General features: G+C 71.7%; 26 protein-coding genes. 22 read left to right on the top strand and 4 right to left on the bottom strand.

The features are described 5' to 3' along the window. Positions 1 to 176: 176 nt before the first annotated feature. From ACF1FZ_RS10535 to ACF1FZ_RS10470, 14 genes are all read left to right on the top strand, one after another. Positions 177 to 1,847, top strand: coding sequence for a CTP synthase (locus ACF1FZ_RS10535; RefSeq protein ID WP_391772954.1), 1,671 nt, complete (start codon positions 177 to 179; stop codon positions 1,845 to 1,847). Between the two features lie 77 nt (positions 1,848 to 1,924). After that, the gene (locus ACF1FZ_RS10530) at positions 1,925 to 2,551 is read left to right on the top strand and encodes an NUDIX domain-containing protein (protein ID WP_391772953.1); all 627 of its coding nucleotides are present in this window, start codon (positions 1,925 to 1,927) and stop codon (positions 2,549 to 2,551) included. Between the two features lie 234 nt (positions 2,552 to 2,785). After that, entirely contained in the window at positions 2,786 to 4,861 is a 2,076-nt protein-coding gene (locus tag ACF1FZ_RS10525) for a tetratricopeptide repeat protein (protein ID WP_391772952.1), read from the top strand. A gap of 163 nt (positions 4,862 to 5,024) precedes the next feature. Next, entirely contained in the window at positions 5,025 to 6,140 is a 1,116-nt protein-coding gene (ald, locus tag ACF1FZ_RS10520; protein WP_391772988.1) for an alanine dehydrogenase, read from the top strand. A 357-nt stretch (positions 6,141 to 6,497) separates the two neighbouring features. Further along, positions 6,498 to 7,616 (top strand): ParA family protein, encoded by a 1,119-nt coding sequence (locus tag ACF1FZ_RS10515; protein ID WP_391772951.1) that lies wholly within the window; start codon positions 6,498 to 6,500, stop codon positions 7,614 to 7,616. Then, on the top strand, positions 7,601 to 8,191 hold the full coding sequence (locus tag ACF1FZ_RS10510; RefSeq protein ID WP_391772950.1) for a hypothetical protein: 591 nt from the start codon (positions 7,601 to 7,603) through the stop codon (positions 8,189 to 8,191). Before ACF1FZ_RS10515 ends, ACF1FZ_RS10510 begins: the two co-directional genes overlap by 16 nt. 99 nt (positions 8,192 to 8,290) lie before the next feature. After that, positions 8,291 to 9,367, top strand: coding sequence for a segregation and condensation protein A (locus ACF1FZ_RS10505; protein ID WP_391772949.1), 1,077 nt, complete (start codon positions 8,291 to 8,293; stop codon positions 9,365 to 9,367). Further along, entirely contained in the window at positions 9,364 to 10,014 is a 651-nt protein-coding gene (gene scpB / locus ACF1FZ_RS10500; RefSeq protein WP_391772948.1) for an SMC-Scp complex subunit ScpB, read from the top strand. The genes ACF1FZ_RS10505 and scpB overlap by 4 nt, the downstream gene beginning before the upstream one ends. Next, positions 10,014 to 11,174 carry a pseudouridine synthase gene (locus tag ACF1FZ_RS10495; RefSeq protein WP_391772947.1) on the top strand — a complete coding sequence of 387 codons (1,161 nt, stop codon included), beginning with the start codon at positions 10,014 to 10,016 and terminating at the stop codon, positions 11,172 to 11,174. The genes scpB and ACF1FZ_RS10495 overlap by 1 nt, the downstream gene beginning before the upstream one ends. A 128-nt stretch (positions 11,175 to 11,302) precedes the next feature. After that, positions 11,303 to 11,956 (top strand): nicotinamide riboside transporter PnuC, encoded by a 654-nt coding sequence (pnuC, locus tag ACF1FZ_RS10490; protein WP_391772946.1) that lies wholly within the window; start codon positions 11,303 to 11,305, stop codon positions 11,954 to 11,956. Continuing rightward, complete coding sequence (locus ACF1FZ_RS10485; RefSeq protein WP_391772945.1) at positions 11,953 to 13,032, top strand: AAA family ATPase; 1,080 nt, start codon at positions 11,953 to 11,955, stop codon at positions 13,030 to 13,032. The genes pnuC and ACF1FZ_RS10485 overlap by 4 nt, the downstream gene beginning before the upstream one ends. Further along, on the top strand, positions 13,029 to 13,772 hold the full coding sequence (locus tag ACF1FZ_RS10480) for an NUDIX domain-containing protein (RefSeq protein ID WP_391772944.1): 744 nt from the start codon (positions 13,029 to 13,031) through the stop codon (positions 13,770 to 13,772). Before ACF1FZ_RS10485 ends, ACF1FZ_RS10480 begins: the two co-directional genes overlap by 4 nt. Continuing rightward, a complete protein-coding gene (locus ACF1FZ_RS10475; protein WP_391772943.1) occupies positions 13,769 to 14,791 on the top strand; it encodes an ADP-ribosylglycohydrolase family protein in 1,023 nt (340 codons plus the stop codon). The genes ACF1FZ_RS10480 and ACF1FZ_RS10475 overlap by 4 nt, the downstream gene beginning before the upstream one ends. 3 nt (positions 14,792 to 14,794) lie before the next feature. Next, on the top strand, positions 14,795 to 15,586 hold the full coding sequence (locus ACF1FZ_RS10470; protein WP_391772942.1) for a DNA polymerase beta superfamily protein: 792 nt from the start codon (positions 14,795 to 14,797) through the stop codon (positions 15,584 to 15,586). Positions 15,587 to 15,605: 19 nt separating this feature from the next. Here ACF1FZ_RS10470 and ACF1FZ_RS10465 read toward each other — a convergent pair whose 3' ends face one another. Beyond that, a complete protein-coding gene (locus ACF1FZ_RS10465; RefSeq protein ID WP_391772941.1) occupies positions 15,606 to 16,172 on the bottom strand; it encodes a helix-turn-helix domain-containing protein in 567 nt (188 codons plus the stop codon). A 47-nt stretch (positions 16,173 to 16,219) separates the two neighbouring features. Between ACF1FZ_RS10465 and ACF1FZ_RS10460 the strand changes: the two genes are divergently transcribed. Beyond that, positions 16,220 to 17,116 (top strand): class I SAM-dependent methyltransferase, encoded by an 897-nt coding sequence (locus ACF1FZ_RS10460; RefSeq protein WP_391772940.1) that lies wholly within the window; start codon positions 16,220 to 16,222, stop codon positions 17,114 to 17,116. A gap of 1 nt (position 17,117) precedes the next feature. Here the strand turns inward: ACF1FZ_RS10460 and ACF1FZ_RS10455 are convergent, their stop codons facing one another. Further along, positions 17,118 to 17,810: a DNA polymerase beta superfamily protein gene (locus ACF1FZ_RS10455; RefSeq protein WP_391772939.1), complete on the bottom strand. Its 693-nt coding sequence runs from the start codon at positions 17,808 to 17,810 to the stop codon at positions 17,118 to 17,120. 175 nt (positions 17,811 to 17,985) lie between these two features. On the opposite strand from ACF1FZ_RS10455, the gene aroH reads away from it, so the two are divergent. The 5 genes from aroH to der all read left to right on the top strand — a co-directional run bounded on the left by aroH (position 17,986) and on the right by der (position 22,447). After that, on the top strand, positions 17,986 to 18,348 hold the full coding sequence (gene aroH, locus ACF1FZ_RS10450; RefSeq protein ID WP_391772938.1) for a chorismate mutase: 363 nt from the start codon (positions 17,986 to 17,988) through the stop codon (positions 18,346 to 18,348). Then, positions 18,345 to 19,430 (top strand): prephenate dehydrogenase, encoded by a 1,086-nt coding sequence (locus tag ACF1FZ_RS10445; protein ID WP_391772937.1) that lies wholly within the window; start codon positions 18,345 to 18,347, stop codon positions 19,428 to 19,430. Before aroH ends, ACF1FZ_RS10445 begins: the two co-directional genes overlap by 4 nt. Before the next feature lie 109 nt (positions 19,431 to 19,539). Further along, a complete protein-coding gene (gene cmk, locus ACF1FZ_RS10440; protein WP_391772936.1) occupies positions 19,540 to 20,256 on the top strand; it encodes a (d)CMP kinase in 717 nt (238 codons plus the stop codon). Beyond that, entirely contained in the window at positions 20,253 to 20,921 is a 669-nt protein-coding gene (locus ACF1FZ_RS10435; RefSeq protein WP_391772935.1) for a lysophospholipid acyltransferase family protein, read from the top strand. Before cmk ends, ACF1FZ_RS10435 begins: the two co-directional genes overlap by 4 nt. Before the next feature lie 56 nt (positions 20,922 to 20,977). Then, positions 20,978 to 22,447 (top strand): ribosome biogenesis GTPase Der, encoded by a 1,470-nt coding sequence (gene der, locus ACF1FZ_RS10430; RefSeq protein ID WP_391772934.1) that lies wholly within the window; start codon positions 20,978 to 20,980, stop codon positions 22,445 to 22,447. 63 nt (positions 22,448 to 22,510) lie between these two features. Here the strand turns inward: der and ACF1FZ_RS10425 are convergent, their stop codons facing one another. Both ACF1FZ_RS10425 and ACF1FZ_RS10420 read right to left on the bottom strand, forming a co-directional pair. After that, positions 22,511 to 22,816, bottom strand: a complete 306-nt coding sequence (locus ACF1FZ_RS10425; RefSeq protein ID WP_391772933.1) for a hypothetical protein — start codon at positions 22,814 to 22,816, stop codon at positions 22,511 to 22,513. Between the two features lie 137 nt (positions 22,817 to 22,953). Next, the gene (locus ACF1FZ_RS10420; protein WP_391772932.1) at positions 22,954 to 23,736 is read right to left on the bottom strand and encodes a hypothetical protein; all 783 of its coding nucleotides are present in this window, start codon (positions 23,734 to 23,736) and stop codon (positions 22,954 to 22,956) included. Positions 23,737 to 24,036: 300 nt separating this feature from the next. Between ACF1FZ_RS10420 and ACF1FZ_RS10415 the strand changes: the two genes are divergently transcribed. Together ACF1FZ_RS10415 and ACF1FZ_RS10410 are read left to right on the top strand one after the other, a co-directional pair. After that, positions 24,037 to 25,317 carry a glycosyltransferase gene (locus ACF1FZ_RS10415; protein ID WP_391772931.1) on the top strand — a complete coding sequence of 427 codons (1,281 nt, stop codon included), beginning with the start codon at positions 24,037 to 24,039 and terminating at the stop codon, positions 25,315 to 25,317. A 421-nt stretch (positions 25,318 to 25,738) separates the two neighbouring features. Continuing rightward, a complete protein-coding gene (locus ACF1FZ_RS10410; RefSeq protein ID WP_325750530.1) occupies positions 25,739 to 25,954 on the top strand; it encodes an I78 family peptidase inhibitor in 216 nt (71 codons plus the stop codon). The last annotated feature ends 48 nt before the right edge of the window (positions 25,955 to 26,002 follow it).

Genomic DNA, 26,002 nt, shown 5'->3' with positions numbered 1-26,002 from the left:
GGACGTGTGGCCGGAAGCGGCCTCCCTTCGTCGCTGTTACCCTGGTAGCCCGTGGACCGGTGGTCGTCCCGTCAGTGGACGAGGCCCCCGAACCGCAGCGACGGCACCTCCGGAAATCTCCGTACGGCACGCCGGCACGCACCTCACTATCGCGACCACGGGAGCCCCCTTTGGCTATGCAGCCCACATCCACGACGACCAAGCACATCTTCGTCACCGGGGGTGTCGCCTCCTCCCTCGGCAAGGGTCTGACTGCCTCCAGCCTGGGTGCCCTGCTCAAGGCACGTGGCCTGCGGGTCACCATGCAGAAGCTCGACCCCTACCTCAACGTCGACCCCGGCACGATGAACCCCTTCCAGCACGGTGAGGTGTTCGTCACCAACGACGGCGCCGAGACCGACCTGGACATCGGCCACTACGAGCGCTTCCTCGACGTCGACCTCGACGGCTCGGCCAACGTCACCACCGGCCAGGTCTACAACACGGTGATCGCCAAGGAGCGCCGTGGCGAGTACCTCGGCGACACGGTCCAGGTCATCCCGCACATCACCAACGAGATCAAGCACCGCATCCGCCGCATGGCGACCGACGACGTGGACGTCGTCATCACCGAGGTCGGCGGCACGGTCGGTGACATCGAGTCGCTGCCCTTCCTGGAGACGGTCCGCCAGGTCCGCCACGAGGTCGGCCGCGACAACGTCTTCGTCGTGCACATCTCGCTGCTGCCCTACATCGGCCCGTCCGGCGAGCTGAAGACCAAGCCCACCCAGCACTCCGTCGCGGCCCTGCGCAACATCGGCATCCAGCCGGACGCCATCGTGCTGCGCGCCGACCGCGACGTCCCGACCGCCATCAAGCGCAAGATCTCGCTGATGTGCGACGTCGACGAGACCGCCGTGGTGGCCTGCAAGGACGCCCGGTCGATCTACGACATCCCCAAGGTGCTGCACACCGAGGGCCTGGACGCCTACGTCGTCCGCAAGCTGGACCTGCCGTTCCGCGATGTCGACTGGACCACCTGGGACGACCTGCTGGACCGGGTCCACAACCCCGACCACGAGGTCACCGTCGCCCTGGTCGGCAAGTACATCGACCTGCCCGACGCCTACCTCTCGGTCACCGAGGCCATCCGGGCCGGCGGTTTCGCGAACAAGGCGCGTGTCAAGGTCAAGTGGGTGGCCTCCGACGACTGCAAGACCCCGGCCGGCGCCCGGAAGCAGCTCGGTGACGTCGACGCCGTCTGCATCCCCGGCGGCTTCGGCGAGCGCGGTGTGGTCGGCAAGGTCGGCGCCATCCAGTACGCCCGCGAGAACAAGGTGCCGCTGCTCGGCCTCTGCCTCGGCCTCCAGTGCATCGTGATCGAGGCGGCGCGCAACCTCGCCGGGATCCCGGACGCGAACTCCACCGAGTTCGACGCCGCCACGGGCCACCCCGTCATCTCGACGATGGAGGAGCAGCTCGCCTACGTCGAGGGCGCGGGTGACCTGGGCGGCACCATGCGGCTCGGCCTGTACCCGGCGAAGCTCGCCGAGGGCTCCCTGGTCCGCGAGGCCTACGCCGGCGAGCCGTACGTCGAGGAGCGCCACCGCCACCGCTACGAGGTCAACAACGGCTACCGTGCGGAGCTCGAGAAGAAGGCCGGGCTGGTCTTCTCCGGCACCTCCCCGGACAACAAGCTCGTCGAGTACGTCGAATACCCGCGTGAGGTCCACCCCTACCTGGTCGCCACCCAGGCGCACCCGGAGCTGCGCTCCCGCCCCACCCGCCCCCACCCGCTCTTCGCCGGTCTGGTGAAGGCCGCCGTGGAGCGCAAGGTCGCGGCGCACGGAACGGCCGCCGACGCGTAAGACGATACGGTTGACCGGGGTACGGATCCTTGACGGGATGCGTGCCCCGGTTTCTGTTCGTTCGTGGGAGGACGCACATGGGTTTCCAGGACACACCCGAGGAGTGGCAGGTCACCGCGACGGTGACCCCCTTCACCGGTAACAAGACCAGCGTCCGCACCGACGACGTCGTGATGCCCGACGGCAGCGTCCACAGCCGCGACTACCAGGTCCACCCCGGCTCCGTGGCGGTGCTCGCGCTCGACGCCGAGGGCAGGGTCCTCGTCCTGCGGCAGTACCGGCACCCGGTGCGCCACAAGCTGTGGGAGATCCCGGCGGGGCTGCTCGACATCCCCGGCGAGAACCCGCTGCACGCGGCGCAGCGCGAGCTCTACGAGGAGGCCCACGTCAAGGCCGAGGACTGGCGTGTGCTGGCCGACGTCTACACCACGCCCGGCGGCTGCGACGAAGCCGTACGCATCTTCCTCGCCCGGGACCTCTCCGAGGCCGAGGGCGAGCGCTTCGCCGTCTCCGAGGAAGAGGCCGACATGGAGCAGGCGCGGGTGCCCCTCCAGGAACTCGTGCGGGGTGTGCTCGCCGGTGACCTGCACAACAACTGCCTGGTCGTGGGCGTCCTCTCGCTCACCGCTGTGCTCGCGGGTGACGGTGTGGACTCGCTGCGTCCGGCCGAGGCGCCCTGGCCGGCCCGTCCGTTCGAGGCGTGATTCCGCGCCTCGCCGCCGGCCGGCCGGTTCCGCCGTCGTCCCGGCCGCCGGTCCGTCCTCGCCGGGACGGTCCGGCGTCTCGGCGATCAGCGGCTGATCGTACGAAACTTTGATCCGATCGAGGGATGTGTCCGCCGCGCTCGGCCGTGATCGCCCGCACCACTGAACTACGCTCGAAAGGCCCCGGCCGGACTTCCGGCGGGCAACCGCGTGCAGCGAAGTGGAGCGTGGCCCGTGACCGATCAGGCGGTGGACACCAGCGGCCCGGCCGACGTGGCCGGGACGACGGGAGCCAACGGACCGCCGAACGCCAGCCTTCCTCAATTCTTCGGTCGCGAACGCGAGTTGAAAGCCCTTCAGGAGGACGTCGAGGGTACGGGCCTGGACACCCTGGCCGGCCGCAGAGCGGCCCGCGCGCGGGTCCTGCTGATCGCTGGCCGGCCCGGATCCGGACGCACCGCTCTCGCATCCGAACTCGCCCGCCGGCTCGCGGAACCAGGTGACTACCCCGACGGGGTCCTCCGGATCTCGCTCACCGAACCGGGCGGCGAGCGCGTCCCCGCGGAACGCACCGCACGCGCGCTCCTGGACCTGCTTTCGGTCCAGGCCCCGCCCGGAGCCGGTGAGGACGAGCTCTCCGAGATGGTGCGCGAGGCGTTCGCCGCACGCCGCGCCCTGATCCTGCTCGACGACGCCGTGGACGCCGAGCAGGTCGAACCACTGCTGCCGGACAACCCGGACTGCCTGGTGGTCGCCACGGCGACCGGCCCCCTCACCGGTGTCCCCGGCGTCCGCCCGTGCACCATCGGCGGGCTGGACGCGGGCTCCTCGGTGCAGCTGCTGGCCCGCACCATCGGCCAGGTCCGCATCACGGTCGATCCGCTGACCGCCGAGACACTCGCGGAGGAGTGCGAGGGACAGCCCGCCGCACTCACCCTGGTCGCGGGCTGGCTCGCCGCCCGCCCCGGCGCGTCGGTCGCCGATGTGGCCAGACAACTGCGCGGCCAGCAGGACGACCCGGAACGGCCCACCGGTGCCCGGCCGCTCGCCCGCGCCTTCCGGCTGGTCCACGACTCGCTGCCGCCGGCCACCGCCCGGATACTGCGGCTGCTCGCCCTCGCGCCCGCCGGACTGGCCGACGCGCACACCGCTTCCGCGCTGGCCGGATGCTCGGTGCCGGTCGCGCAGACGGCCCTGGACGACTTCGTCCGGTTCGGACTGCTCAGGACGAACGGCGCCGAGCCGTCGCAGTACGAGGTGCCCGGCTGCCTCGCACCGCTGCTGCGCGCCGTGCTGGAGGAGCTGGAGCGGCCCGCCGAGATCCAGCTGGCCCGGGCCAGGATGCTGGAGCGGACCGTGCGCCGGCTCCAGGCCTGCCGTGCGGTCACCGATCCCGAGAATTCCCCGGCCCGCCGCCGGCTCGCCGGACTGCCGCGCTCGCTGCGTTTCGCCCATCCGGAGTCCGCCGCCGAGTGGCTGCGGATCCGCGAGCCGGCGCTGCTGGCCTGCGCCCGCGCCGCCGTGCGGGACGGGGAGCTGGACACCCTCGCCCGCCGGCTGGTGGCCGCGCTCGTCCGCGCCCTCGCCGCACACCGGGGCACCGAGGAGGCCGCTCCCGTGCTGTACGGACTGCACGGTCTGGTCCTCGACGTGGCGGAGCGCCGCGACCTCCCCCGGGAGAAGGCCGCCGCCCTGCTCAATCTCGCAGATCTGGACGCCAGGACCGGGCGTACGCGGGAGGCGCTGGCCCGTTACCGTGCCGCGCTGGACGCCGGCCGTGCGGCGAACGACCTCTACGCGACCGGCAGGGCGATGGAATCCGCAGGCGGCGCGTACGCGGAGCTGGGGGACTACAACCGGGCCTCCGACTGGTACGGCAGGGCGCTCGCCCAGCGGCTCACCCAGGGGGAGCGGGCCGACGAGGCACGGCTGTACGGGCGGCTCGGAGCGGTCCACACGTATGCCGGGCGCTACGGCGAGGCCCTGCGCAACTGGCGGGCGGCGGCGGCGGGTCACCGCAGGCTCGGGGACCTCCCGGCCCAGGCGCGCGCACTCAGTGAGGCCGCTCGGGTGCAGGAGTACGCGGGCAGGCCGCAGGAGGCGCTGCACACCTGCCAGGACGCGGTCGGCCTGGCCCGCCGGGCGGGTGACGTGCGCCTCCAGGCCGCGCTGGAGCTCAGGCTGGCGGACACCCTCGACCGTCTCGGGGACCCGGCGGCGGCCTGGCTGCACCGTACGGCGGCGGACCGGCTGCTGAGCGAGGAGGGCCAGGTCGTGCAACAAGAAGAGGTCGACCTGCGAAATCCGTAGTACTTCGAGGAAAACTTAATGCTTTGTAAGGCTGGACAGCGAGAAGCCCTTCATTAATGATGGCTCTGCCGCACATCCCTGCGGTGTCTCCCCTTATGCTGGGTTCATGCGGGTATCTCCCGCTGTGTCCGAGCGTTTCTCCGAGCCAAGGACCGTGATCGACGTGAAGGTCGGCATCCCCCGCGAAGTCAAGAACAACGAGTTCCGGGTGGCGATCACCCCTGCCGGAGTGCATGAACTCGTCCGCCACGGCCACCAGGTGCTCGTCGAGCAGCGCGCCGGCGAGGGTTCCTCCATCCCGGACGCGGAGTACGTCGCCGCCGGCGCGCAGATCCTGCCCACCGCCGACGAGGTCTGGGCCGCCGCGGACCTGCTGCTCAAGGTCAAGGAACCGGTCGCCGAGGAGTACCACCGCCTCCGCAAGGGCCAGACGCTCTTCACCTACCTGCACCTCGCAGCCTCCCGCGCGTGCACGGACGCCCTGCTCGAGTCGGGCACGACCGCCATCGCCTACGAGACCGTCGAGACCGCGAACCGCGCGCTGCCGCTGCTCGCCCCCATGTCCGAGGTGGCCGGCCGCCTCGCCCCGCAGGTCGGCGCGTACCACCTGATGCGCTCGGTCGGCGGACGCGGTGTGCTCCCCGGCGGCGTCCCCGGCACGGGGTCGGCCCGGGCCGTCGTCATCGGCGGCGGGGTGTCCGGCTGGAACGCCACGCAGATCGCCGTCGGTCTGGGCTTCCACGTCACGCTGCTCGACAAGGACATCAACAAGCTGCGCGAGGCGGACAAGATCTTCGGCACGAAGGTGCGGACGGTCGTCTCCAACGCCCTCGAGCTGGAGAAGGCCGTCGTGGAGGCCGACCTCGTCGTGGGCGCCGTGCTGATCCCGGGTGCCAAGGCGCCGAAGCTGGTCACCAACGAGCTCGTCGCCAAGATGAAGCCCGGAAGTGTTCTTGTCGACATCGCGATCGATCAGGGAGGCTGCTTCGAGGACTCGTATCCGACCACCCACGCCGAGCCGACCTTCACGGTTCACAACTCGGTCTTCTACTGCGTCGCGAACATGCCGGGCGCGGTGCCCAACACCTCCACCTACGCACTCACGAACGCCACGCTGCCCTACATCCTGGAGCTCGCGAACCGGGGCTGGACCGAGGCCCTGCGCCGTGACGCCGCACTGGCCAAGGGCCTCAACACCCATGACGGCCAAGTGGTTTACCGCGAGGTGGCCGAGGCGCACGGTCTCGACCACGTCGAACTGGGCACGCTTCTCGGCTGAGCCGGTCAACCCTCCCCGTCAACCTCGCGCGTCGGCCGGACCTTGCCCAGCAAGGTCCGGCCGACGCGCGAGGCCCCCCGGGCCGTCCCGCCGGAGACATGACCCTCTACCCTTTTTGCACCCCCGCGAAAGGTGCGGCCCGGGCGCTCCGTGCTCTTGACAGAGGGGTGTTCGATTGCCGACACATCGGGCCGGGTCCGGCGGATTGTGTTGCTGCGAACCGGTGACACGCCATAGAGTCGCCAATCGTCGGCATGGTGCCACGCTGACCTATCGATAAGTTTCCTGGTCACATCCAAGGAGGTAAGACGACTTGTGAATGAGTCGACAATTACTCCCGGGGGTGGTCAACCAGGGATGCCCGCACGGGGTCTGAGCCCGATCGGGCTCGAAGCTGTCGGCTCCGTCGCTGTCCGCACCTTCGCCACCCACCAGCACATGACGACAGCCCCCCAGATGATGGACGGCCTACACGTGAACGCCATGGCCGGCAACGAAAGTGGCCGAGAGACCTCCCACTTCGCCGACTTCGCCGAGGTGCCCGAGGGGCACTTCTACGACCCCGATGCCGAATACGAGCCCGATCCGGAGTACGCGGCCACACTCGCGCCCGACGCCGCCCGACAGCGCCGTGAGCGCATCGGCCCGACCGGGCGGCCGCTGCCGTACTTCCCGATTCCCGGTCCGCTGAGCGACCACGGCCCCGCGAAGATCATCGCGATGTGCAACCAGAAGGGCGGCGTCGGCAAGACCACGTCGACCATCAACCTGGGTGCCGCGCTCGCGGAGTACGGCCGGCGCGTCCTGCTCGTCGACTTCGACCCGCAGGGAGCCCTGTCCGTCGGCCTCGGGGTGAACCCGATGGAGCTCGACCTCACCGTCTACAACCTGCTCATGGAGCGGGGCATGGCGGCCGACGAGGTCCTGCTGAAGACGGCCGTGCCCAACATGGACCTGCTCCCCAGCAACATCGACCTCTCGGCCGCCGAGGTGCAGCTGGTGAGCGAGGTGGCCCGGGAGTCGACACTGCAGCGGGCCCTCAAGCCGCTGATGGCCGAATACGACTACATCGTGATCGACTGTCAGCCCTCGCTCGGTCTGCTCACCGTGAACGCCCTGACGGCGGCTCACAAGGTGATAGTCCCGCTCGAGTGCGAATTCTTCGCGCTGCGCGGTGTGGCACTGCTCACCGAGACCATCGAGAAGGTCCAGGAGAGGCTCAACCCCGAGCTGGAGCTGGACGGCATCCTCGCCACCATGTACGACTCCCGCACAGTGCACAGCCGCGAGGTGCTCGCGCGCGTCGTCGAGGCCTTCGACGACCACGTCTACCACACCGTCATCGGCCGCACGGTGCGTTTCCCGGAGACCACGGTCGCCGGTGAACCCATCACCACGTACGCGTCCAACTCGGTGGGCGCAGCCGCCTATCGCCAGCTCGCCAGGGAGGTGCTCGCCCGGTGTCACGCCGAGTGAGTCTGCCGGGGGCCGACGAGTTGTTCCGTACCACCGGGGGCATGGGCCTCCAGGCCTCGTCACCCGCCGAGCGGCGGCGCAAGGCGAACGGCGAGGCGCGGGTCCCCGCTCCCGCCGGAGGAAGCGGTCCGGCGGCGGACACGGGCCAGGGCGGCGCACCGGGCAGCGCGGACACGTCCGCCGGAACGCCCCGCGAGGAGCACGCCGCGGCGAACACCGACGGGGGCGGCTCGCGCGGCCGTGCCGAAGGGGACGACCGGAGCGCGGCCGCCACACCCCGGAGCCGTACGGCGCCCGCCCAGGAGGCGGCGGCCACCGTCCAGCCGCAGCGCGGACGCGGGCGGGGGGCGAACCGCCGGCCCAGCGGCCGGGAACGCCATGACGAGAAGATCACCGTCTATGTGTCGGCCGAGGAACTGATGGACCTCGAGCACGCGCGCCTCGTGCTGCGCGGTGAGCACGGGCTGGCCGTCGACCGCGGGCGCATCGTCCGTGAGGCGGTCGCCGTGGTGCTGGCCGACCTGGAGTCACGCGGCGACGCGAGCATCCTCGTACGGAGACTGCGGGGCCGCTGACCGGTGCCGCGCCGGTAGCCTTCCGGGGGAGGGCCGTCGTACGGGCGGCCCCGCCCCGGGCCCTCCGCCCGCCTCCGCCGCACCCCTGGACCCCAGCGCATGCCGACTGCCGACGACACGCCCCGCCCCGCCCGCCGAGCTCTCGGCCGCGGGCCGGGGATACGGCCTCCTGCGGCTCCTGCGCCTCCTGCGGCTCCGTCCGGCCCCCCGGTGGTCACGGGGGCCCCTGAGCTCCCGCTGGGCGCTCCCGGGCCCGTCGAGAGCCCTCCGGGAGGGGCTGTCCTGCCCGCGGAGACGGCGGAGCCGGTCCGGACCGGGCCCCGGTCCGTGCCCGGTACGGACGGCGGGACAGCCGCAGGGGCCGCGGACGACCGGCGGTTCACCGTGCGCCTGGTCAATTTCGAGGGCCCCTTCGACCTGCTCCTCCAGCTGATCTCCAGGCACAAGCTCGATGTGACCGAGGTCGCGCTGTCGAAGGTCACCGACGAGTTCATGGCCCACATCCGGGCCATGGGACGGGACTGGGACCTCGACCAGACCACCGAATTCCTCGTCGTCGCCGCGACCCTCCTCGATCTCAAGGCGGCCCGGCTCCTCCCGGCCGCCGAGGTGGAGGACGAGGCCGACCTCGCCCTGCTCGAGGCGCGGGACCTGCTCTTCGCGCGCCTGCTGCAGTACCGCGCGTACAAGCGGATCGCGGAGATCTTCAGCGACCGGCTGGAGTCCGAGTCCCGCCGCCACCCCCGCACCGTGGGGCTCGAACCCCGGCACGCCGAGCTGCTGCCCGAGGTCGTGATAAGCATCGGCCCCCAGGGGTTCGCCCGGCTCGCGGTGAAGGCGATGCAGCCCGGTCCCGCGCCGCAGGTGTACGTCGACCACATCCACGCCCCGCTGGTCAGTGTGCGCGAACAGGCGGAGGTCGTGGTCGCGCGGCTGCGGGCGGAGGGCGAGATCAGCTTCCGGGCGCTCACCGAGGACGCGGAGGACATCCTCACGGTCGTCGCCCGCTTCCTGGCGCTCCTGGAGCTCTACCGGGAGAAGGCGGTCACGCTCGACCAGGAGGAGGCGCTCGGAGACCTCGTGGTGCGATGGGCCGGGGGCGAGGGGACCGAACCGGTGGTCACGGACGAGTTCGACCAAGAGGTGCGCGAGGCACAGGAGGACGTACGGGCATGAGCACAGACGACGGCGGGCGCGAGGCCCGGGTCGCCGGACTCGACCTCAAGCCGGCTCTGGAGGCGGTCCTCATGGTCGTCGACGAGCCCGCCACCGAGGAACACCTCGCCAGGGTTCTCCAGCGGCCCCGCGGGGCCGTCGCGGACGCCCTGCGGGAGCTGGCCGGCGAGTACACCGTCCAGCGCCGTGGATTCGACCTGAGGCTCGTCGCCGGGGGCTGGCGCTTCTACACCCGCTCCGAGTACGCGGAGGCGGTCGAGGGCTTCGTCCTGGACGGCCGGCAGGCCCGGCTCACCCAGGCCGCTCTGGAGACACTCGCGGTGGTCGCGTACCGTCAGCCGGTCAGCCGGTCGAGGGTCTCGGCGGTGCGCGGAGTGAACTGCGACGGCGTCATGCGGACCCTGCTCCAGAGGGGTCTCGTCGAGGAGGCGGGCGCGGAACCCGAAACAGGTGCGATCCTGTACAGGACGACGAACTACTTTCTGGAGCGCATGGGCCTGCGAGGCCTGGACGAGCTCCCGGAGCTCGCGCCCTTCCTCCCGGAGGCGGACGCGATCGAGGCTGAGACGCCAGAGGGTGCGCCGTCGTTCGATCCGGACGCACCGGACACCCCGGAAACTCACGCAGACGACAAGACGGAATTTTGATGCGAAGCAGTGGCAGCAACAACGGCAGCGGCAGCAGGAGCGGCGGCGGCTCCCGGAGCGGCGGCGGCAGGAGCGGTGCCGGAAGGAACACCAGCGGCACCGGCAGGAACAGCAACCCGAACCCCCGGGTCTCCGACTCCGGACGCGACGACAAGCAGGAGCAGCGCCCCCGCCGGCCCCGTCCTGAGGAGCGCCGCTACGACGTGGGCTCCGACAAGCCGGGCGGTGACGGCGGCCCCCGCAAGGGCCGCGGCGCGGCCGCGCGCGGCGGCGCCAAGGGCGGCCCGAAGCCCGCACAGAACGTGAGCAAGGGCGGCCGGCGCCAGGGTGCGCCCGCCCGTCCCCGTGAGCTCGACGCCAAGATCGAGCAGCGCAACCGCGACCGGTACGCGGAGAAGCCCGAGATCAGGACGCCGAAGACGCACCCCGGCGCCGAGCAGGAGGGCGAGCGTCTGCAGAAGATCCTCGCCCGGGCCGGCATGGGCTCGCGCCGGGCGTGCGAGGAACTGATCGAGCAGGCCCGCGTCGAGGTCAACGGCGAGATCGTTCTCGAACAGGGCAAGCGCGTCGACCCGCAGAAGGACGAGATCAAGGTCGACGGCCTGACCGTCGCCACCCAGTCGTACCTCTTCTTCGCGCTGAACAAGCCCGCCGGCGTCGTGTCCACCATGGGCGACCCGGACGGCCGCCAGAACCTCGGTGACTACGTCAACAACCGTGAGACGCGGCTGTTCCACGTCGGACGGCTCGACACCGAGACCGAGGGCATCATCCTCCTCACCAACCACGGCGAGCTGGCCCACCGCCTGACGCACCCCAGGTACGGCGTGAAGAAGACCTACCTGGCCGCCGTCCAGGGGCCGCTGCCGCGCGACCTCGGCAAGCGGCTCAAGGACGGCATCCAGCTGGAGGACGGCTACGCCCGTGCCGACCACTTCCGGGTCGTCGAGAACACCGGCAAGAACTACCTGGTCGAGGTCACCCTCCACGAGGGCCGCAAGCACATCGTCCGCCGGATGCTGGCCGAGGCCGGCTACCCGGTCGAGCGCCTCGTGCGGACGTCCTTCGGGCCGATCCCGCTGGGTGACCAGAAGTCGGGCTGGCTGCGCCGCCTGACCAACACCGAGGTGGGCATGCTGATGCGCGAGGTCGGCCTGTAGCCAACCGTCCGGCTCCGAACGGCCCGCGGCCGGTTCTCGTTCACTTCTTCGAACAGGAACCGGCCGCGGGCCTTTCGCATCCACGGTTCCTTCTTTATAGTCAGGGTGACTATAAAGAAGGAGGCGGCGTGACGCTCGCGGACGTACTCGACCCCTTGCAGCAGCCCCTGGTGACGGTGCTGGGCACCCCGGTCAGCTGGACCGAGGTGCTGGGCTTCGGCAGCGGTGCGCTGTGCGTCTGGCTGGTGGCCCGCCAGCACCTCGCCAACTGGCCGATCGGCATCGCCAACAACCTGTTCTTCATCGTGCTGTTCGCCCAGTCCGGTCTGTACGCCGACGCCGGCCTGCAGATCGTCTTCATCTCCCTCGCCGCGTACGGCTGGTGGACCTGGACCCACGGGGGTGGACCAGGGACATCCGTCCTTCCGGTGCGGAGCACCACCCGCACCGAATGGACCTGGCTGCTCGCGGCGGGGGCGGCGGGGACCCTCGGGCTCACCCTGCTCCTGTCCCGGGCCACGGACTCGACCGTGCCGTTCTGGGACGCCCTGACCACATCGCTGTCGCTCATGGCGACGTACGGACAGTGCCGCAAGCGCGTCGAGTCCTGGTGGCTGTGGATCGCCGCCGACGTGGTGTACATCCCCCTGTACGCGCACAAGGAGCTCTACCTGACCTCCCTGCTGTACGCCGGATTCCTCGCGCTCTGCATCGCCGGGCTGCGCAGCTGGAGCCGGGATCAGGCCCCGGGCCGCCGCGAGGACGCGGTGGTGACGGCGTGAAGCGTCACGGGCACGGGCTGGTACTCGGCAAGTTCTATCCGCCGCACGCCGGCCACCACCACCTCGTCCGCACCGCACGGGACCGCTGCGAGAAGCTCACCGTCCTGGTCTGCGCCGCCTCCGTCGAATCCGTCCCGCTCGCCGACCGGGTCGCCTGGATGCGGGAGGTCCACCCCGACGTCGAAGTGGTCGGCACCGTCGACGACATCCCCATGGACCTGAACGACGCGGCGGTCTGGGACGCGCATATGGCGGTCTTCACCGCCGCCGTGCCCGAACGGGTCGACGCCGTCTTCACCTCGGAGTCGTACGGAGAGGAACTGGCCCGCCGCTTCGGCGCGGAATCCGTCCTCGTGGACCCCGGTCGCACCCTCCATCCCGTCTCCGGCACCGAGGTCCGCGCCGACCCGGCCCGCTGCTGGGACTTCCTGGAGCCGCCCGTCCGGGCCGCGCTCGCCCGGCGGATCGTCGTCCTGGGAGCCGAGTCCACCGGTACCACGACCCTGGCCCTCGCCCTGGCCGACCACTACCGCCGGCGCGGCGGGGTGTGGGCGCGGACACGGTACGTGGCCGAGTACGGGCGGGAGTTCAGCGAGGCGAAGCTCGCCGCCCTGCGCAGCCGGTGGCCCGGCGCCCAGTGGGAGGACGTCACCTTCACCACCGACGACTTCCCCCTCATCGCCGGGACCCAGAACGCCAGGGAGGAGGCCGCCGCGCGGGCGGGGTCCCCGGTCCTCTTCTGCGACACCGACTCCTTCGCCACCACCGTCTGGCACGAGCGCTACATCGGCGGACGCAACCCGCTCGTCGAGGAGACCGCCGACCGCGCCGTCCACCACCTCTGGCTGCTCACCGACCACGAGGGCGTCGCCTTCGAGGACGACGGACTGCGCGACGGTGAGGAGCTGCGGCCCTGGATGACGGACCGCTTCCGTGCCGAACTCACCCGTACGGGAAGGGAGTTCATCGAGGTCACCGGGACCCGCAGTGAACGTCTCGGCACGGCGGTCGCCGCCGTGGACGAGCTCCTCGCCGCCGGCTGGCACTTCACGGCACCCCTGCCGGAGCGACGGTGAGCACCGCCCCCGAGGGGTACGACCCCCACGCCTTCTTCCCCTTCGCCGTCACCGTCGACCTCGCCGTCTTCACGGTCCGCGAGGCACGGCTCCACGTACTGCTCGTGGAACGCGGCCAGGCCCCCTACGAAGGGAGCTGGGCGCTGCCCGGCGGCTTCGTCCTGCCCCGGGAGTCCGCCGAGGAGGCGGCCCGTCGCGAGCTCGCCGAGGAGACCGGCCTCACGAAGAAGTCCGTGTGCTCCTTCCACCTCGAACAGCTGCGCACCTACACCGACCCGGACCGCGACCCCCGGATGCGGGTCGTCTCGGTCGCGTACGCCGCGCTCGTGCCCGATCTCCCCGAACCGCGGGGCGGCGGGGACGCCGCCCGGGCCCGGTGGTGGGACGCGGGCGCCACCGGGCCGCTCGCCTTCGACCACGACCGCATCCTGGCCGACGCGCACGACCGGATCGGCGCCAGGCTCGAGTACTCCTGCCTGGCCACCGCGTTCTGCCCCCCGGAGTTCACCCTCGGCGAGCTCCAGCAGGTCTACGAGACCGTCTGGGGCGTCGAGCTGGACCGGCCCAACTTCCGGCGCAAGGTCCTCACCACGCCCGGCTTCGTCCAGGCCGTGGACGGACCGCCGCGCCGCACCGGCGGACGGGGAAAACCGGCCACCCTCTACCGGGCGGGTGCCGCCACCGCCCTGCACCCTCCACTACTGCGCCCGGAAGGACGCCCGGAAGGACGGACATCATGATCCCGACAAGGATTCTCACCAGACAGGCGGCCTCCGGCACGCTGACCGGGCTCGCGCTCGGTGACGCGCTGGGCTTTCCCACCGAGTTCAACGACGTCCCCTCGATCCTCGCGAAGTGCGGGCCCTGGCGTGAGATGAGCTTGCCGAAGCCCGCGTTGGTCACCGACGACACCCAGATGACGCTTGCGCTCGGCCGCGGCATCCGCACCGCCATGGACCAGGGGCTGCTCACGCCGGAGCGGATGGCGGGCCCGGTCCGTGAGGAGTTCGTCCGGTGGAACCGCTCACCCGAGAACAACCGTGCTCCCGGCCGTACCTGCATCGAGGCGTGTGAACTGCTGGAGGGCGACCGGCCCTGGCAGGAGGCCAGCCGGACCGGCTCCAAGGGCTGCGGCGCCAACATGCGCGTCGCGCCCGTCGGCCTCGTGCCCGGCCTCAGCGACGAACAGCGCGCCGGGGCGGCCCAGCTCCAGGCCGCCCTCACCCACGGCCACCCCACCGCCCTCGCGGCCTCCGACCTGACGGCCCGTGCGGTGTACCTCCTCGCCCAGGGGGCCGAACCGCTCGGCCTGGTGGGCCAGCTGCGCTCCTACGCGTACGAGAACCGGGGCCGCTACCTGAACCGGTGGCTCGGTGACCTGTGGCGGTACACCCATGACGCCTCGCCCGAGGCGTTCATCAGCCGGGGCTGGGACGAGTGCCTGACCGTGCTGGGACACGTCCAGGACGCCCTGCGCCGGCCGTCGCCGGAGACCGACCCGTGCGAGCGGACCGGCGACGGCTGGATCGCCGAGGAGGCACTCTCCACTGCCTTGCACTGCTTCCTGCTCTTCCCCGGCGACCCGTTGACCGCCCTGCGCCGGGCCGCCTGCACCCGGGGCGACTCCGACTCCATCGCCTGCCTCACGGGTGCGCTCGCCGGAGCGCACCTGGGGGCGGGAGCCTGGCCCAAGGAGTGGTCGGAACGCATCGAGTACCGCAGTGACCTGCTGTCGCTGGCCGCGCTCTGGGACGCTTGACCGATGCACAGCGACACGACGCTCCTGCGACAGGCCGGGCTGCCGGTCACCGACCTGGCCCCGGTACTCGGGCAGGAACCCTGCCCGCTCCTGTTCGCCACGGTCTCGGGCGCCCATCTGTACGGCTTTCCCTCGCGGGACTCGGACGTGGACCTGCGGGGGGTCCACGTCCTGCCCGCGGAGGATCTCGTCGGGCTCCGGACGCCGCAGGAGACACGGTCACGGATGTGGGACCACGCCGGGGCCGAGATGGACCTCGTCACCCATGATCTGCGTAAGTTCGTCAGGCTCATGCTGAAACCCAACGGCTATGTGCTCGAACAGCTGCTGTCCCCGCTGGTGGTGCACACCACGGCGCTCCACGCGGAACTCGTGGAGCTGGTACCGGCGGTGGTGACCCGCAACCACGCCCACCACTACCGGGGCTTCGCCGGTACGCAGTGGCGGCTGTACAAGAGGACCGGCGAGCTGAAACCGCTCCTCTACACGTTCCGCGCCCTGCTCACCGGCATCCATCTGATGCGCACCGGCACCCTCGTGGCGCATCTGCCGGCCCTGCTGGGCGAGGTGTCCGCGCCGGCCTACCTGCCCGCGCTGATCGAGGCGAAGGCGGATGCCGAGCACGGGGCGGCACACCTGGCCGACGGACCGGCCGTCGCACAGGACGTCGAGGCCCTGCGCGCGGTGCTCGACGAGGCGCAGGCCGTGTCACGGCTCGCCGAGGCGCCCTCGGGCTTCGACGCCCTGCACGATCTCGTCGTCCGCGCGAGGCTGGGGTGGACCGTCCCGTCCTGACGGCCCGGCGGCCGCCCCCTCACCCGCGTCCGCGCAGATGGGAGCGGCGGCCGTCCCGGTCGAAGATGCCGAGGACCTCGGCCGGGCCGCCGACGGCGCCCAGCGCGTGCGGGAGCATCGTGGTGAACTCCGCCGCCTGCCCCTGCTCCACCCGCAGCCGCCGTTCCCCCAGCAGCAGCAAGGCCGTGCCGGACAGCACCGTGAACCACTCCCGGCCGGGGTGTGCCTTGAGTGCCGAGGGGCCTTCGGCCGGGGGACCGGTCAGCCGTATCCGGGCCACGGTGACGCCGGGCTGGCCGCGCAGTGCCCACTGGGTCAGGCCCCGCGCCAGATCGAGGGTGGGGTTCGTGACCACGTCGTCGGCGTCCGTCTCGACGAGCTGGTCGAGTGAGGTGCCCAGCGCCCGGGCGATCACGGTGAGCTGGTCGAGCGCGATCCTGCGGTGGCCGGTCTCGATCCGGCTGAGGGTGGAGGGGCTGAGGTGGCAGCGGGCGGCGAGGTCGTCGAGCGACCAGCTGTGCGCGGCCCGCAGAGCCCGGATCCGTTTGCGTACGAGGCCGTCCAGACCACTTCCTTCTTGCGTCATGGGCAAGAGAGTATGCGCTGTGCGCAAATCTTCGTAGGCTCGGCCGCATGACATCCTCCGCTTCCCACACGCACCACCACGGCCCCGGCCACGAGCACGGCCATGGCCAGGCGGACACCGGCCAGGACGACGCTCTCGCCGTCGTGCTCGACCTCGACGCCGAGATCTTCGCCCCGTACCTGACCGCGGTGACCCGCCGGGTCGCCGAGCTCGCCGGGGACGGCGTCACGCACGTGGTCGACCTGGGGTCGGGCACCGGGACCGGGACGTTCGCCCTGCTGGAACGCTTCCCCCACGCCCGTGTGACCGCCGTCGACAGCTCTCCCGCCATGCTCGCCCGGCTCGGCGGGGCGGCCCGGGCGAAGGGCCTGGGCGACCGGGTGCGCACCCTGGAGACGGACGCGGGTGCCGGACTCGCCGGCCTCACGGACGCCGACCTCGTCTGGGCCTCGGCCTCCCTGCACCACGTGGACGACCCGGCCGCCGCCCTCGACGGGGTCCGTGCCGCGCTGCGCCCCGGCGGACTGGTGGCCGTCGCCGAGCTGGACGGGATGCCGCGTTTCCTCCCGGACGACGCCGTGCCCGGCCGCCCCGGCCTGGAGGCACGGTGCCGCGAGGCGCTGGAAGGCCTCCACGCCGAGCGGATGCCGCACCTGGGCGCCGACTGGGGAGTCATGCTGGCCGCAGCCGGCCTCGTCGTCGAGGACGAGCGAACGGAGCGGCTGGAGCTGCGTGCCCCGCTGCCCGCCGGCGTCGGCCGGTACGCCCACGTCGTGCTCGACCGCATCCGTGGTGCCCTCGACGGCCGGGCCGACCCCGCGGACCTCGCCGCCCTCGGCACCCTGGTCGACGGAGGCCCGGCGGACGTGCGCCACCGGGACGACCTGGTCGTCCGCTCGACACGCCGGCTCTGGATCGCCCGCCGCCCGGTGGACTCCGCCTGAGCTAGCGCTCCGCCGACGCCCGCCGGGCCCGGACCAGGAAGGCCTCCACGCGTTCCCGGTCGGGTTCCGGCGGCAGCGGGGAGCGGGCGGCCGCCTCGTCGTTCTCCTCGGCCAGACGCGTCATCCGGCGTTCCACCTCGGCCCACGGGACCTCGCCCCGCTTCACCGCCAGCAGGTCCTCGCGCGCGTCCCCGACCCCGATCCGCAGCTCACCGGTCCGCAGCAGGTCGCGGCCGGACGCCAGCAGCCGCAGCAAGTGCATGGCGTGTTTCCAGCGCGGAGCGCCGTGCACGCGGACATCGGCCTCCAGCTTCCGCCGCTGGCCCAGCGCGTAGCGTACGAACGTCTTGTGGGCGTGCCGGGACAGGAACGCCCCGCGCAGGCCGAGGAGCTCCCGGCCCGTGGCGTCGACCCGCTCCACGAGGGGGGAGTGCAGGCACTCCAGCACGTTGGGATTCGCCCGCAGGGCAAGCTCGCAGAAGCGCTCCAGCTCCCAGGAGAACTGCTCGTCGGCCGGCCCCTCGACATGGGACGGCGGTTTCGTGAAACCCCAGAACATCGGGGTGGGAGCCAGGAAGACCCCGCGCCGGTCCGTGTCGCTGCCGTCGGTGGCCAGCCCGAAGGCCCGGGAGCCCATCACGCAGGAGTAGACGGTGTGCTCCCGCACGAGCCGCTCGCCCTCGGAGGTGATCATGCGCGCGAGAGTACGCTCCCCGCACGCGACGGACGCTGCCGCCCTCGACGCCGGACCGGCTCGCCCTGACACGTGCGGCCGGCGCCCCGTCTCACGGACAGAGCACCGTGACCGGCTCCGCCACCGCACCTCTAGGCTGAAAGGGCACACAGCACGAGGCGACGAGGGGTAAGACGTGGCGGTACGAGCAGTCCGTGGGGCCGTCCAACTGGAGCGGGACGAAGCCGGTCACATGGAGGAGCGGGTGGGGGAGCTCCTCACCGCGGTCCTGGAGCGCAACCAGATCGTCGCCGACGACCTGATCAGCGTCTGGTTCACCGCGACCCCCGACCTGCACAGCGATTTCCCGGCCGCCGCCGCCCGCGGCCTCGGTATCGTCGACGTACCGCTGATCTGCGCCCAGGAACTCGACATCACCGGTGCCATGCCCCGCGTGGTCCGCATCCTCGCGCACGTGGAGACGTATCTCTCCAAGGCCGAGATCAGCCACGTCTACCTCGGCGCCACCGGCGCCCTCCGCAAGGACATCGCCCAGTGAGAACAGCCCTCGTCATCGGAACGGGCCTGGTCGGCACCTCCGCCGCCCTCGCCCTCGCGGGGCGCGGCATCCAGGTGCACCTCGTCGACCGCGACCAGGCCTCGGCGCAGACCGCGGCCGCCCTGGGCGCCGGCACGGAGGAGGCGCCCGAGGGGCTCGTCGACCTGGCCGTCATCGCCGTACCGCCCGCCCACACCGCCTCCGTGCTCGCCACGGCCATGCGCGACGGGGTCGCACGCGCCTACCTCGACGTCGCCAGCGTCAAGGGCGGCCCGCGCCGCGAGCTGGAGGCGCTCGGCGTCGACCTCACGCCGTACATCGGCACGCATCCCATGGCCGGCAAGGAGCGTTCCGGGCCGCTGGCGGCCACCGCCGACCTCTTCGAGGGCCGGCCCTGGGTCCTCACACCGACCAGGGGGACCGATACCGAGGTCCTCAACCTCGCCCTGGAACTGGTCGCGCTCTGCCGGGCCGTCCCGGTCGTCATGGACGCCGACGCCCACGACCGTGCCGTCGCCCTGGTCTCCCACACCCCGCAGCTGATCTCCTCGATGGTCGCCGCCCGGCTGGAGGAAGCCGACGAGACCGCCGTACGCCTGTGCGGTCAGGGGATCAGGGACGTCACCCGCATCGCGGCCTCCGACCCCCGGATGTGGGTGGACATCCTCTCCGCCAACCCCGGCCCGGTCGCCGACGTGCTGGCGGGTGTCGCCGCCGACCTGGACGAGACGGTCCGGGCGCTGCGCGGCCTGCAGTCCGGCGACGAGGACAAGCGCCGCACCGGCACCGAAGGCATCGAGGACGTCCTGCGCCGTGGCAACGCGGGCCGTGTCAGGGTCCCCGGCAAGCACGGGGCCGCCCCGGCCTCGTACGAGGTCGTCGCCGTGCTCATCAGCGACCGGCCGGGCGAGCTCGCAGCGATCTTCGCCGACGCGGGGCGGGCCGGCGTCAACATCGAGGACGTCCGCATCGAGCACGCCACCGGCCAGCAGGCCGGCCTGGTCCAGCTGATGGTCGAGCCGAGCGCCGCACCCGCACTGGGCGCGGCTCTCGCCGAGCGTGGCTGGTCGATCCGTCCGTAGCGGGTCCCGGACGGCTCCGGAGACGTGGTACGAGGCCGCTTCGCGCACTCGGTAACCTTGGGGGAGGCCGTCCCGTGGCCACGCTCCGCCCGCCCCGTGTACCAGGAAGGTGTCCACCACCGTGGAAACCGTAAGCGCCGCCGCCCGGACCGCCCCGGCCGCAGTGACCGTCGCCATCGACGGCCCCTCCGGCACAGGCAAGTCGAGCACCTCCAAGGCTGTCGCCGCCCAGCTCGGCCTCAGCTACCTGGACACCGGCGCGCAGTACCGGGCGATCACGTGGTGGATGCTGAACAACGGCATCGACGTGCAGAACCCGGCCGAGATCGCCATGGCCGCGGGCAAGCCGGTCATCGTCTCCGGCACGGACCCGTCCGCCCCGACGATCACCGTCGACGGCGAGGACGCCTCGGGCCCGATCCGCACCCAGGAGGTCACCTCCAAGGTCAGCGCGGTCAGTGCCGTGCCCGAGGTGCGCGCCCTCATCACCGAGCTGCAGCGCTCGATCGCCAGGCAGGCGGAGCGGGGAATCGTCGTCGAGGGCCGTGACATCGGCACCACCGTGCTGCCCGACGCCGACATCAAGATCTTCCTGACCGCGTCCCCGGAGGCACGCGCCGCCCGCCGCAGCGGTGAGCTCAAGGGCTCCGATCTCGTCGCCACCAGGGAGGCGCTGATCAAGCGGGACGCCGCCGACTCCGGCCGCAAGACCTCACCGCTGGCCAAGGCCGGTGACGCCGTCGAGGTGGACACCACCGAACTGACCCTCGCGCAGGTCATCGAGTGCGTCGTCACCCTCGTCGGGGAGAAGCAGGCCGCGAAGTGACCGAAGCCACCGCCGCGCCGACGCTGCGCGGAGCGGCCGTCGGGCGCGGGATCGGCATCGGGCTCATGTACGGGCTGTTCAGGCCCCGTGTGCTCGGCGCGTGGCGGGTTCCCACCGCGGGACCCGTCATACTCGCGGTGAACCACGCGCACAATCTCGACGGACCGATGCTGATGGGCACCGCGCCCCGGCCCGTCCACTTCCTGATCAAGAAGGAGGCGTTCGTCGGCCCCCTCGACCCGTTCCTGCGCGGAATCGGGCAGCTGAAGGTGGACCGCACGACCGTCGACCGCAACGCCATCACGCAGGCACTCGGCGTGCTGGACGAGGGCGGGGTGCTCGGGATCTTCCCCGAGGGCACCAGGGGCGAGGGTGACTTCGCCTCCCTGCGTGCGGGGCTCGCGTACTTCGCGGTGCGCGGCGGAGCGCCGATCGTTCCCGTCGCGGTACTGGGAAGTTCGGAGCGCCGTGGACGGTTGATATCAGGGCTGCCTCCGCTGCGCAGCCGGGTCGACGTCGTCTTCGGCGACGCCTTCCAGGCCGGTGACGGCAGCGGGCGGCGGACCAGGAGGGTGCTGGACGAGGCGACGCTGCGCATCCAGGGCGAGCTGACCGCTCACCTGGAGAACTCCAGGCGCCTCACCGGGCGCCCGGTGAAGACTTGAGTAGTGGGCCGCGCGATCGTGGCCCATCGATGATGATGCAAAGAGGAACGGACTTCATGAACGACCAGATTCACTCCGGCGGCTCGGACCACGAGCACGGAGCACTTGGCGATGCCGAGTACGCGGAGTTCATGGAGCTCGCCGCGCAGGAGGGGTTCGACCCCGAGGAGGTCGAGGGCGCGATCGGTGAGGCCGGCCACGGCCCGCTTCCCGTGCTCGCCGTCGTCGGCCGCCCGAACGTGGGCAAGTCGACCCTGGTGAACCGGATCATCGGCCGCCGTGAGGCCGTCGTCCAGGACAAGCCCGGCGTCACCCGCGACCGCGTCAGCTACGAGGCCGAGTGGGCCGGGCGCCGCTTCAAGGTCGTCGACACCGGCGGCTGGGAGCAGGACGTCCTGGGCCTCGACGCGTCCGTCGCCGCCCAGGCCGAGTACGCCATCGAGACGGCCGACGCGGTCGTCTTCGTGGTCGACGCCACCGTCGGCGCCACCGACACCGACGAGGCCGTCGTCAAGCTGCTGCGCCGGGCCGGCAAGCCCGTGGTCCTGTGCGCCAACAAGGTCGACGGGCAGAGCGGCGAGGCCGACGCCACCGCGCTCTGGTCACTCGGCCTCGGCGAGCCGCACCCGGTCTCCTCCCTGCACGGCCGCGGCACCGGTGACATGCTGGACGCCGTCCTGGAGGCCCTGCCCGAGGCCCCGGCCCAGACGTTCGGCAGTGCGCTCGGCGGTCCGCGCCGCATCGCGCTCATCGGCCGCCCCAACGTCGGGAAGTCCTCCCTCCTGAACAAGGTCGCCGGGGAGGACCGCGTCGTCGTCAACGCCCTGGCGGGCACCACCCGTGACCCGGTCGACGAGCTGATCCAGCTCGGCGGAACCACCTGGAAGTTCATCGACACGGCGGGCATCCGGCGCAAGGTCCACCTCCAGGAAGGCGCCGACTACTACGCGTCGCTGCGTACGGCGGCCGCCGTCGAGAAGGCCGAGGTCGCCGTCATCCTGATCGACGCCAGCGAGTCGATCAGCGTGCAGGACCAGCGCATCGTCACCATGGCCGTGGAAGCGGGCCGTGCCATCGTGTTGGCCTTCAACAAGTGGGACACGCTCGACGAGGAACGCCGCTACTACCTCGAACGCGAGATCGAGACGGAGCTCGCCCAGGTGGCCTGGGCCCCGCGCGTCAACGTCTCGGCCGTCACCGGCCGGCACATGGAGAAGCTGGTCCCCGCGATCGAGACCGCGATCGAGGGCTGGGAGACCCGGGTTCCCACCGGCCGGCTGAACGCCTTCCTCGGTGAGATCGTCGCTTCCCACCCGCACCCGGTGCGCGGCGGCAAGCAGCCCCGCATCCTCTTCGGCACCCAGGCGGGCACGAAGCCGCCGCGGTTCGTGCTCTTCGCGTCCGGCTTCCTGGAGCACGGCTACCGCCGCTTCGTCGAGCGCCGGCTGCGCGAGGAGTTCGGCTTCGAGGGCACGCCGCTGCACATCTCGGTGCGGGTGCGCGAGAAGCGCGGTCGCAAGAAGTGAACCGATGAGTACGGCGAAGTCCCGGCCCCCACGACTGTGGGGGCCGGGACTTCGCCGTACTCATCACGCCTCCGTGGACCCGGGCGGCAGTGCCGCGGGCCGGGCGCGCCCGGCGTGCCGTCCGACCCGCTGCCAGGATCCGGGGTTCCCGCCGGCGGTGCTGTGGCTCCCCTGGGCATTCGCCGCCGTACGGCCGCCCAGGGGAGCACGGCTGCCGGACATCCCGATGCCGAACGCTCTGAAGCCGAGATTCTCCTCACCGGTACGATCCCCGGGAAGAGCCCTGAACGATCGCCTGTACTCGCTGTACAGCGCGTCGTAGATCGGGGTGGGGGACCTGCCGCCCGAGGGGTCCTGTGACGGGCGCATGGCCGGGATCGGGGCCTGCTGCCGGCGGGGAGGGTCGTATGAGTGCACGTAGGTGCCAACGACCTCACCGCCCGTCGGATGCGGGCGGGGCGGAGAAAACGCTCTTCGGCGGGCGGGGGAGGGCGGCACGGACACGGTCAGGTCCCGGCGAGCGGCATCGCCGCGGCGACCAGGAGGCCGTTGACCGCGGCCTTGTCCAGTGCGTCACGGAGCAGGTCCTCGCGCGGCTGCTGGCCGATGGAACCGGCGGGCGCGGCGAAGACCAGGACGTTCTGTGACTTGTTGGCGGCCGTCCGCCAGCCCTCGGTGACCTGGAGCGGCTGGTGGGCCTGCCACCAGGCGACCGGGCTGCCGCCGCCGGCGCCGGGCTGCAGCACGGCGTGCAGCTCGCCCCTGGCGAGGAGGACCGACCAGCCGGGGAGGACGCCCGGCAGCCGGTTCAGATGGGGCGTGGGCAGGAAACCCTGCTCCAGCAGGAGCTGGAGGAACTGGTCACCGCCGCTGCCGTTCGTGCCGGGCCGGGCGATCGGCCCGGTGGGCTCGACGACCAGGGCCGGATGGAGGTCGTCCTCGATCAGGACGAGGCCGCTGGTGATGCCGAGGACGGCCTGTTCGGGCATGAGGCCCTCCGCATTCTGTGGCTCGCTGCCGGTGATGGACCGCACGGCGCCCTGGAGCTGGTCCTCCGCGACCTGGACGACCTGCGAGGGGATGCAGGTCGCATGGGCGAAGGCGAGCACGGCGGTCTCGTCGCCGACGAACAGCACCGTGCTGGTGCGCTCATGGTCGGAGTCGCCGGGGGTGCGGCATGAGGTGCAGTCGTAACTGCCTGGGGCACTGTCGCCGACGAGCAACCGGTCGGCTTCGGCATCGCCGATCTCGGCGCGTACGTCCTCGCTGACGTCGAGCATGCGCGGCACGGGTGGCTCCTCGAACTCGGTGCGTGGGCCGGGTGGTTCCCGGCTCATGAAGAGACAACGGAAGACCCGGGGCGGGGGTCACGCGCGAATCGGGAGATTAAGCGTCCCTGCCGGCGGGCCGATGAACCGGAAGAGCGCACAGCTGATTCGGAACCGAACATTCCGCGCGAAGGCCCCTGATTCGCAGGCCTCCGTTCGAAACGTCACGGATCTGTGCGAATCATGTGCGAATGCTGTGACTGCTCCTGACGGCACGTAAGGTCCGTCGCAGACCAGTCGAACAGGGGAAACGACTACGTAATGCACATTTCATTTCTACTGCACAACGCGTACGGCATCGGGGGAACGATCCGTACCACTTTCACGCTCGCCACGACCTTGGCGGAGCAGCACGACGTCGAGATCGTCTCCGTCTTCCGGCACCGCGACGACCCGAAGCTGGGCGCACCCGGCGGGGTCCGGATGAGCCACCTCGTCGATCTGCGCAAGTCGAGCCCCGGATACGAGGGCGAGGCCGCCGAACACGCCCGGCCCGCATCGGTGTTCCCGCGCGGCGACACCAGGCACGGGCAGTACAGCAGGCTCACGGACAGCCGTATCGCGGCCCATCTGGGCTCCCTGGAGGCCGATGTCGTCGTCGGTACGCGCCCCGGCCTCAACGTGCACATCAGCCGGCAGGCGCGTCGTGGTCCGGTTCGTGTGGGCCAGGAACACCTCACCCTCGAGAGCCACGGCTACCGGCTGCGCCGGGAGATAAGCCACCGGTACGGACTGCTCGACGCCGTCACGACCGTGACCGAGGCCGACGCCCGGGACTACCGCACCAGACTGCGGCTGCCCGGCGTGCGGATCGAGGCCATCCCGAACAGCGTGCCCGAGCCCGCCGGCCCGCCCGCCGACTGCGACGCGAAGTGGATCGTGGCGGCCGGGCGGCTGCACCGGGTCAAGCGCTACGACGTACTGATCCGGGCCTTCGCCGAGGTCGCGGCGGTGCGCCCGGAGTGGCGGCTGCGGATCTACGGCGCCGGTGACGCGTCCGGCAACGAGCAGCAGACCCTGCGCGGGCTCGTCGACGAGCTCGGCCTCCGGGAGCGGGTCCTCCTCATGGGTTCGGTCGACCCGATGGAGGCGGAGTGGCCCAAGAGCTCCATCGCCGCCGTCACGTCCGAGCGGGAGTCGTTCGGCATGACCATCGTGGAGGCGATGCGCTGCGGTGTGCCGGTCGTGGCGACCGACTGCCCCCACGGACCCGCCGAGATCATCGACGACGGCGCGGACGGACGGCTGGTGCCGCCGGGGGACACCGGCGCGTTCGCGAAGGCCCTGCTCGGGCTGATCGACGACGACGCCATGCGGCGCCGGATGGGCCGCGCCGCAAGAATCTCCGCCGCGCGGTTCGATCCGGCACCGATCGCGGAGCGGCACGAGGGGCTCTTCGCCGAGCTGGCCGCGCGAGGCGGAGGAGGGGGATCGCGGAGGCTGCTGCGCAGCGCGGTCCAGAGTTCCAGGGGCAGCGTGCTGGACGGGGCGTACGCGCTGCGTTACAAGGCCGCGGAGGTGATCCGCCGAGGCCGGGGCTGAGCCGGGGGTCCGGGCCCCTCGCCGGCCGCCACGTCCCGGACCGTTGCATTCCGGATGGTGCGGCGGCCCGTGGGCTCTCCGGCCGGGGCCGGGGAGCGGGCGGAGTAAGGCCCGCGTAAGGGTGGGTGAATTCCAGGTGGCGTGCCCGTGCATTCTCTTTTCCGGGAATGCTGGAAAACGAGTCCGCGCCCGGCCGCCGGTAGTCGGTAATTCCCTCCCTGCAGCCTCCGGAAGAGATTTCCGCGGAGGGTGGGAATTCCGGCCGCACGCTGCCGGTTCGGCCGATCGGGTGAAGTGGTCCGCGTAAACGCCTGTGGGGATCCTGTGACACAAGCGTGACCGCCGGGGCACACGGGTATGCGCCGGGACCGGTGGCCGTCACCGCTACCGCCGCGGCGCCGGGCGGCCTACGGTGAGAGGCATGGCATCTGTACCCACCCCTCCCGCCCAGCCGGACGACATCCCCGAGTCCTACGTGGGCCTCGACGCCGAGACCGCCGAACAGCAGGCCAGAGCGCGGGGCTGGAGCACGGTCCGGGCTCTCCCGCCGGGCTCCGTGATCACGATGGAGTTCCGTGGCGGACGCATCAACTTCGAGGTGGACGCCGCGACCGTGACCCGCTGCTGGGTCGGCTGAACCCCACCCCGCCACCGCGCGCGGCGGCGGGGTGGGCGCGTCCGTCCC

Source organism: Streptomyces sp. NPDC014623, from assembly GCF_043088245.1.
GTDB lineage: Bacteria > Actinomycetota > Actinomycetes > Streptomycetales > Streptomycetaceae > Streptomyces.
The sequence above is the reverse complement of the archived record's forward strand: the minus strand, read 5'-3'. Positions and strand labels throughout refer to the sequence as shown.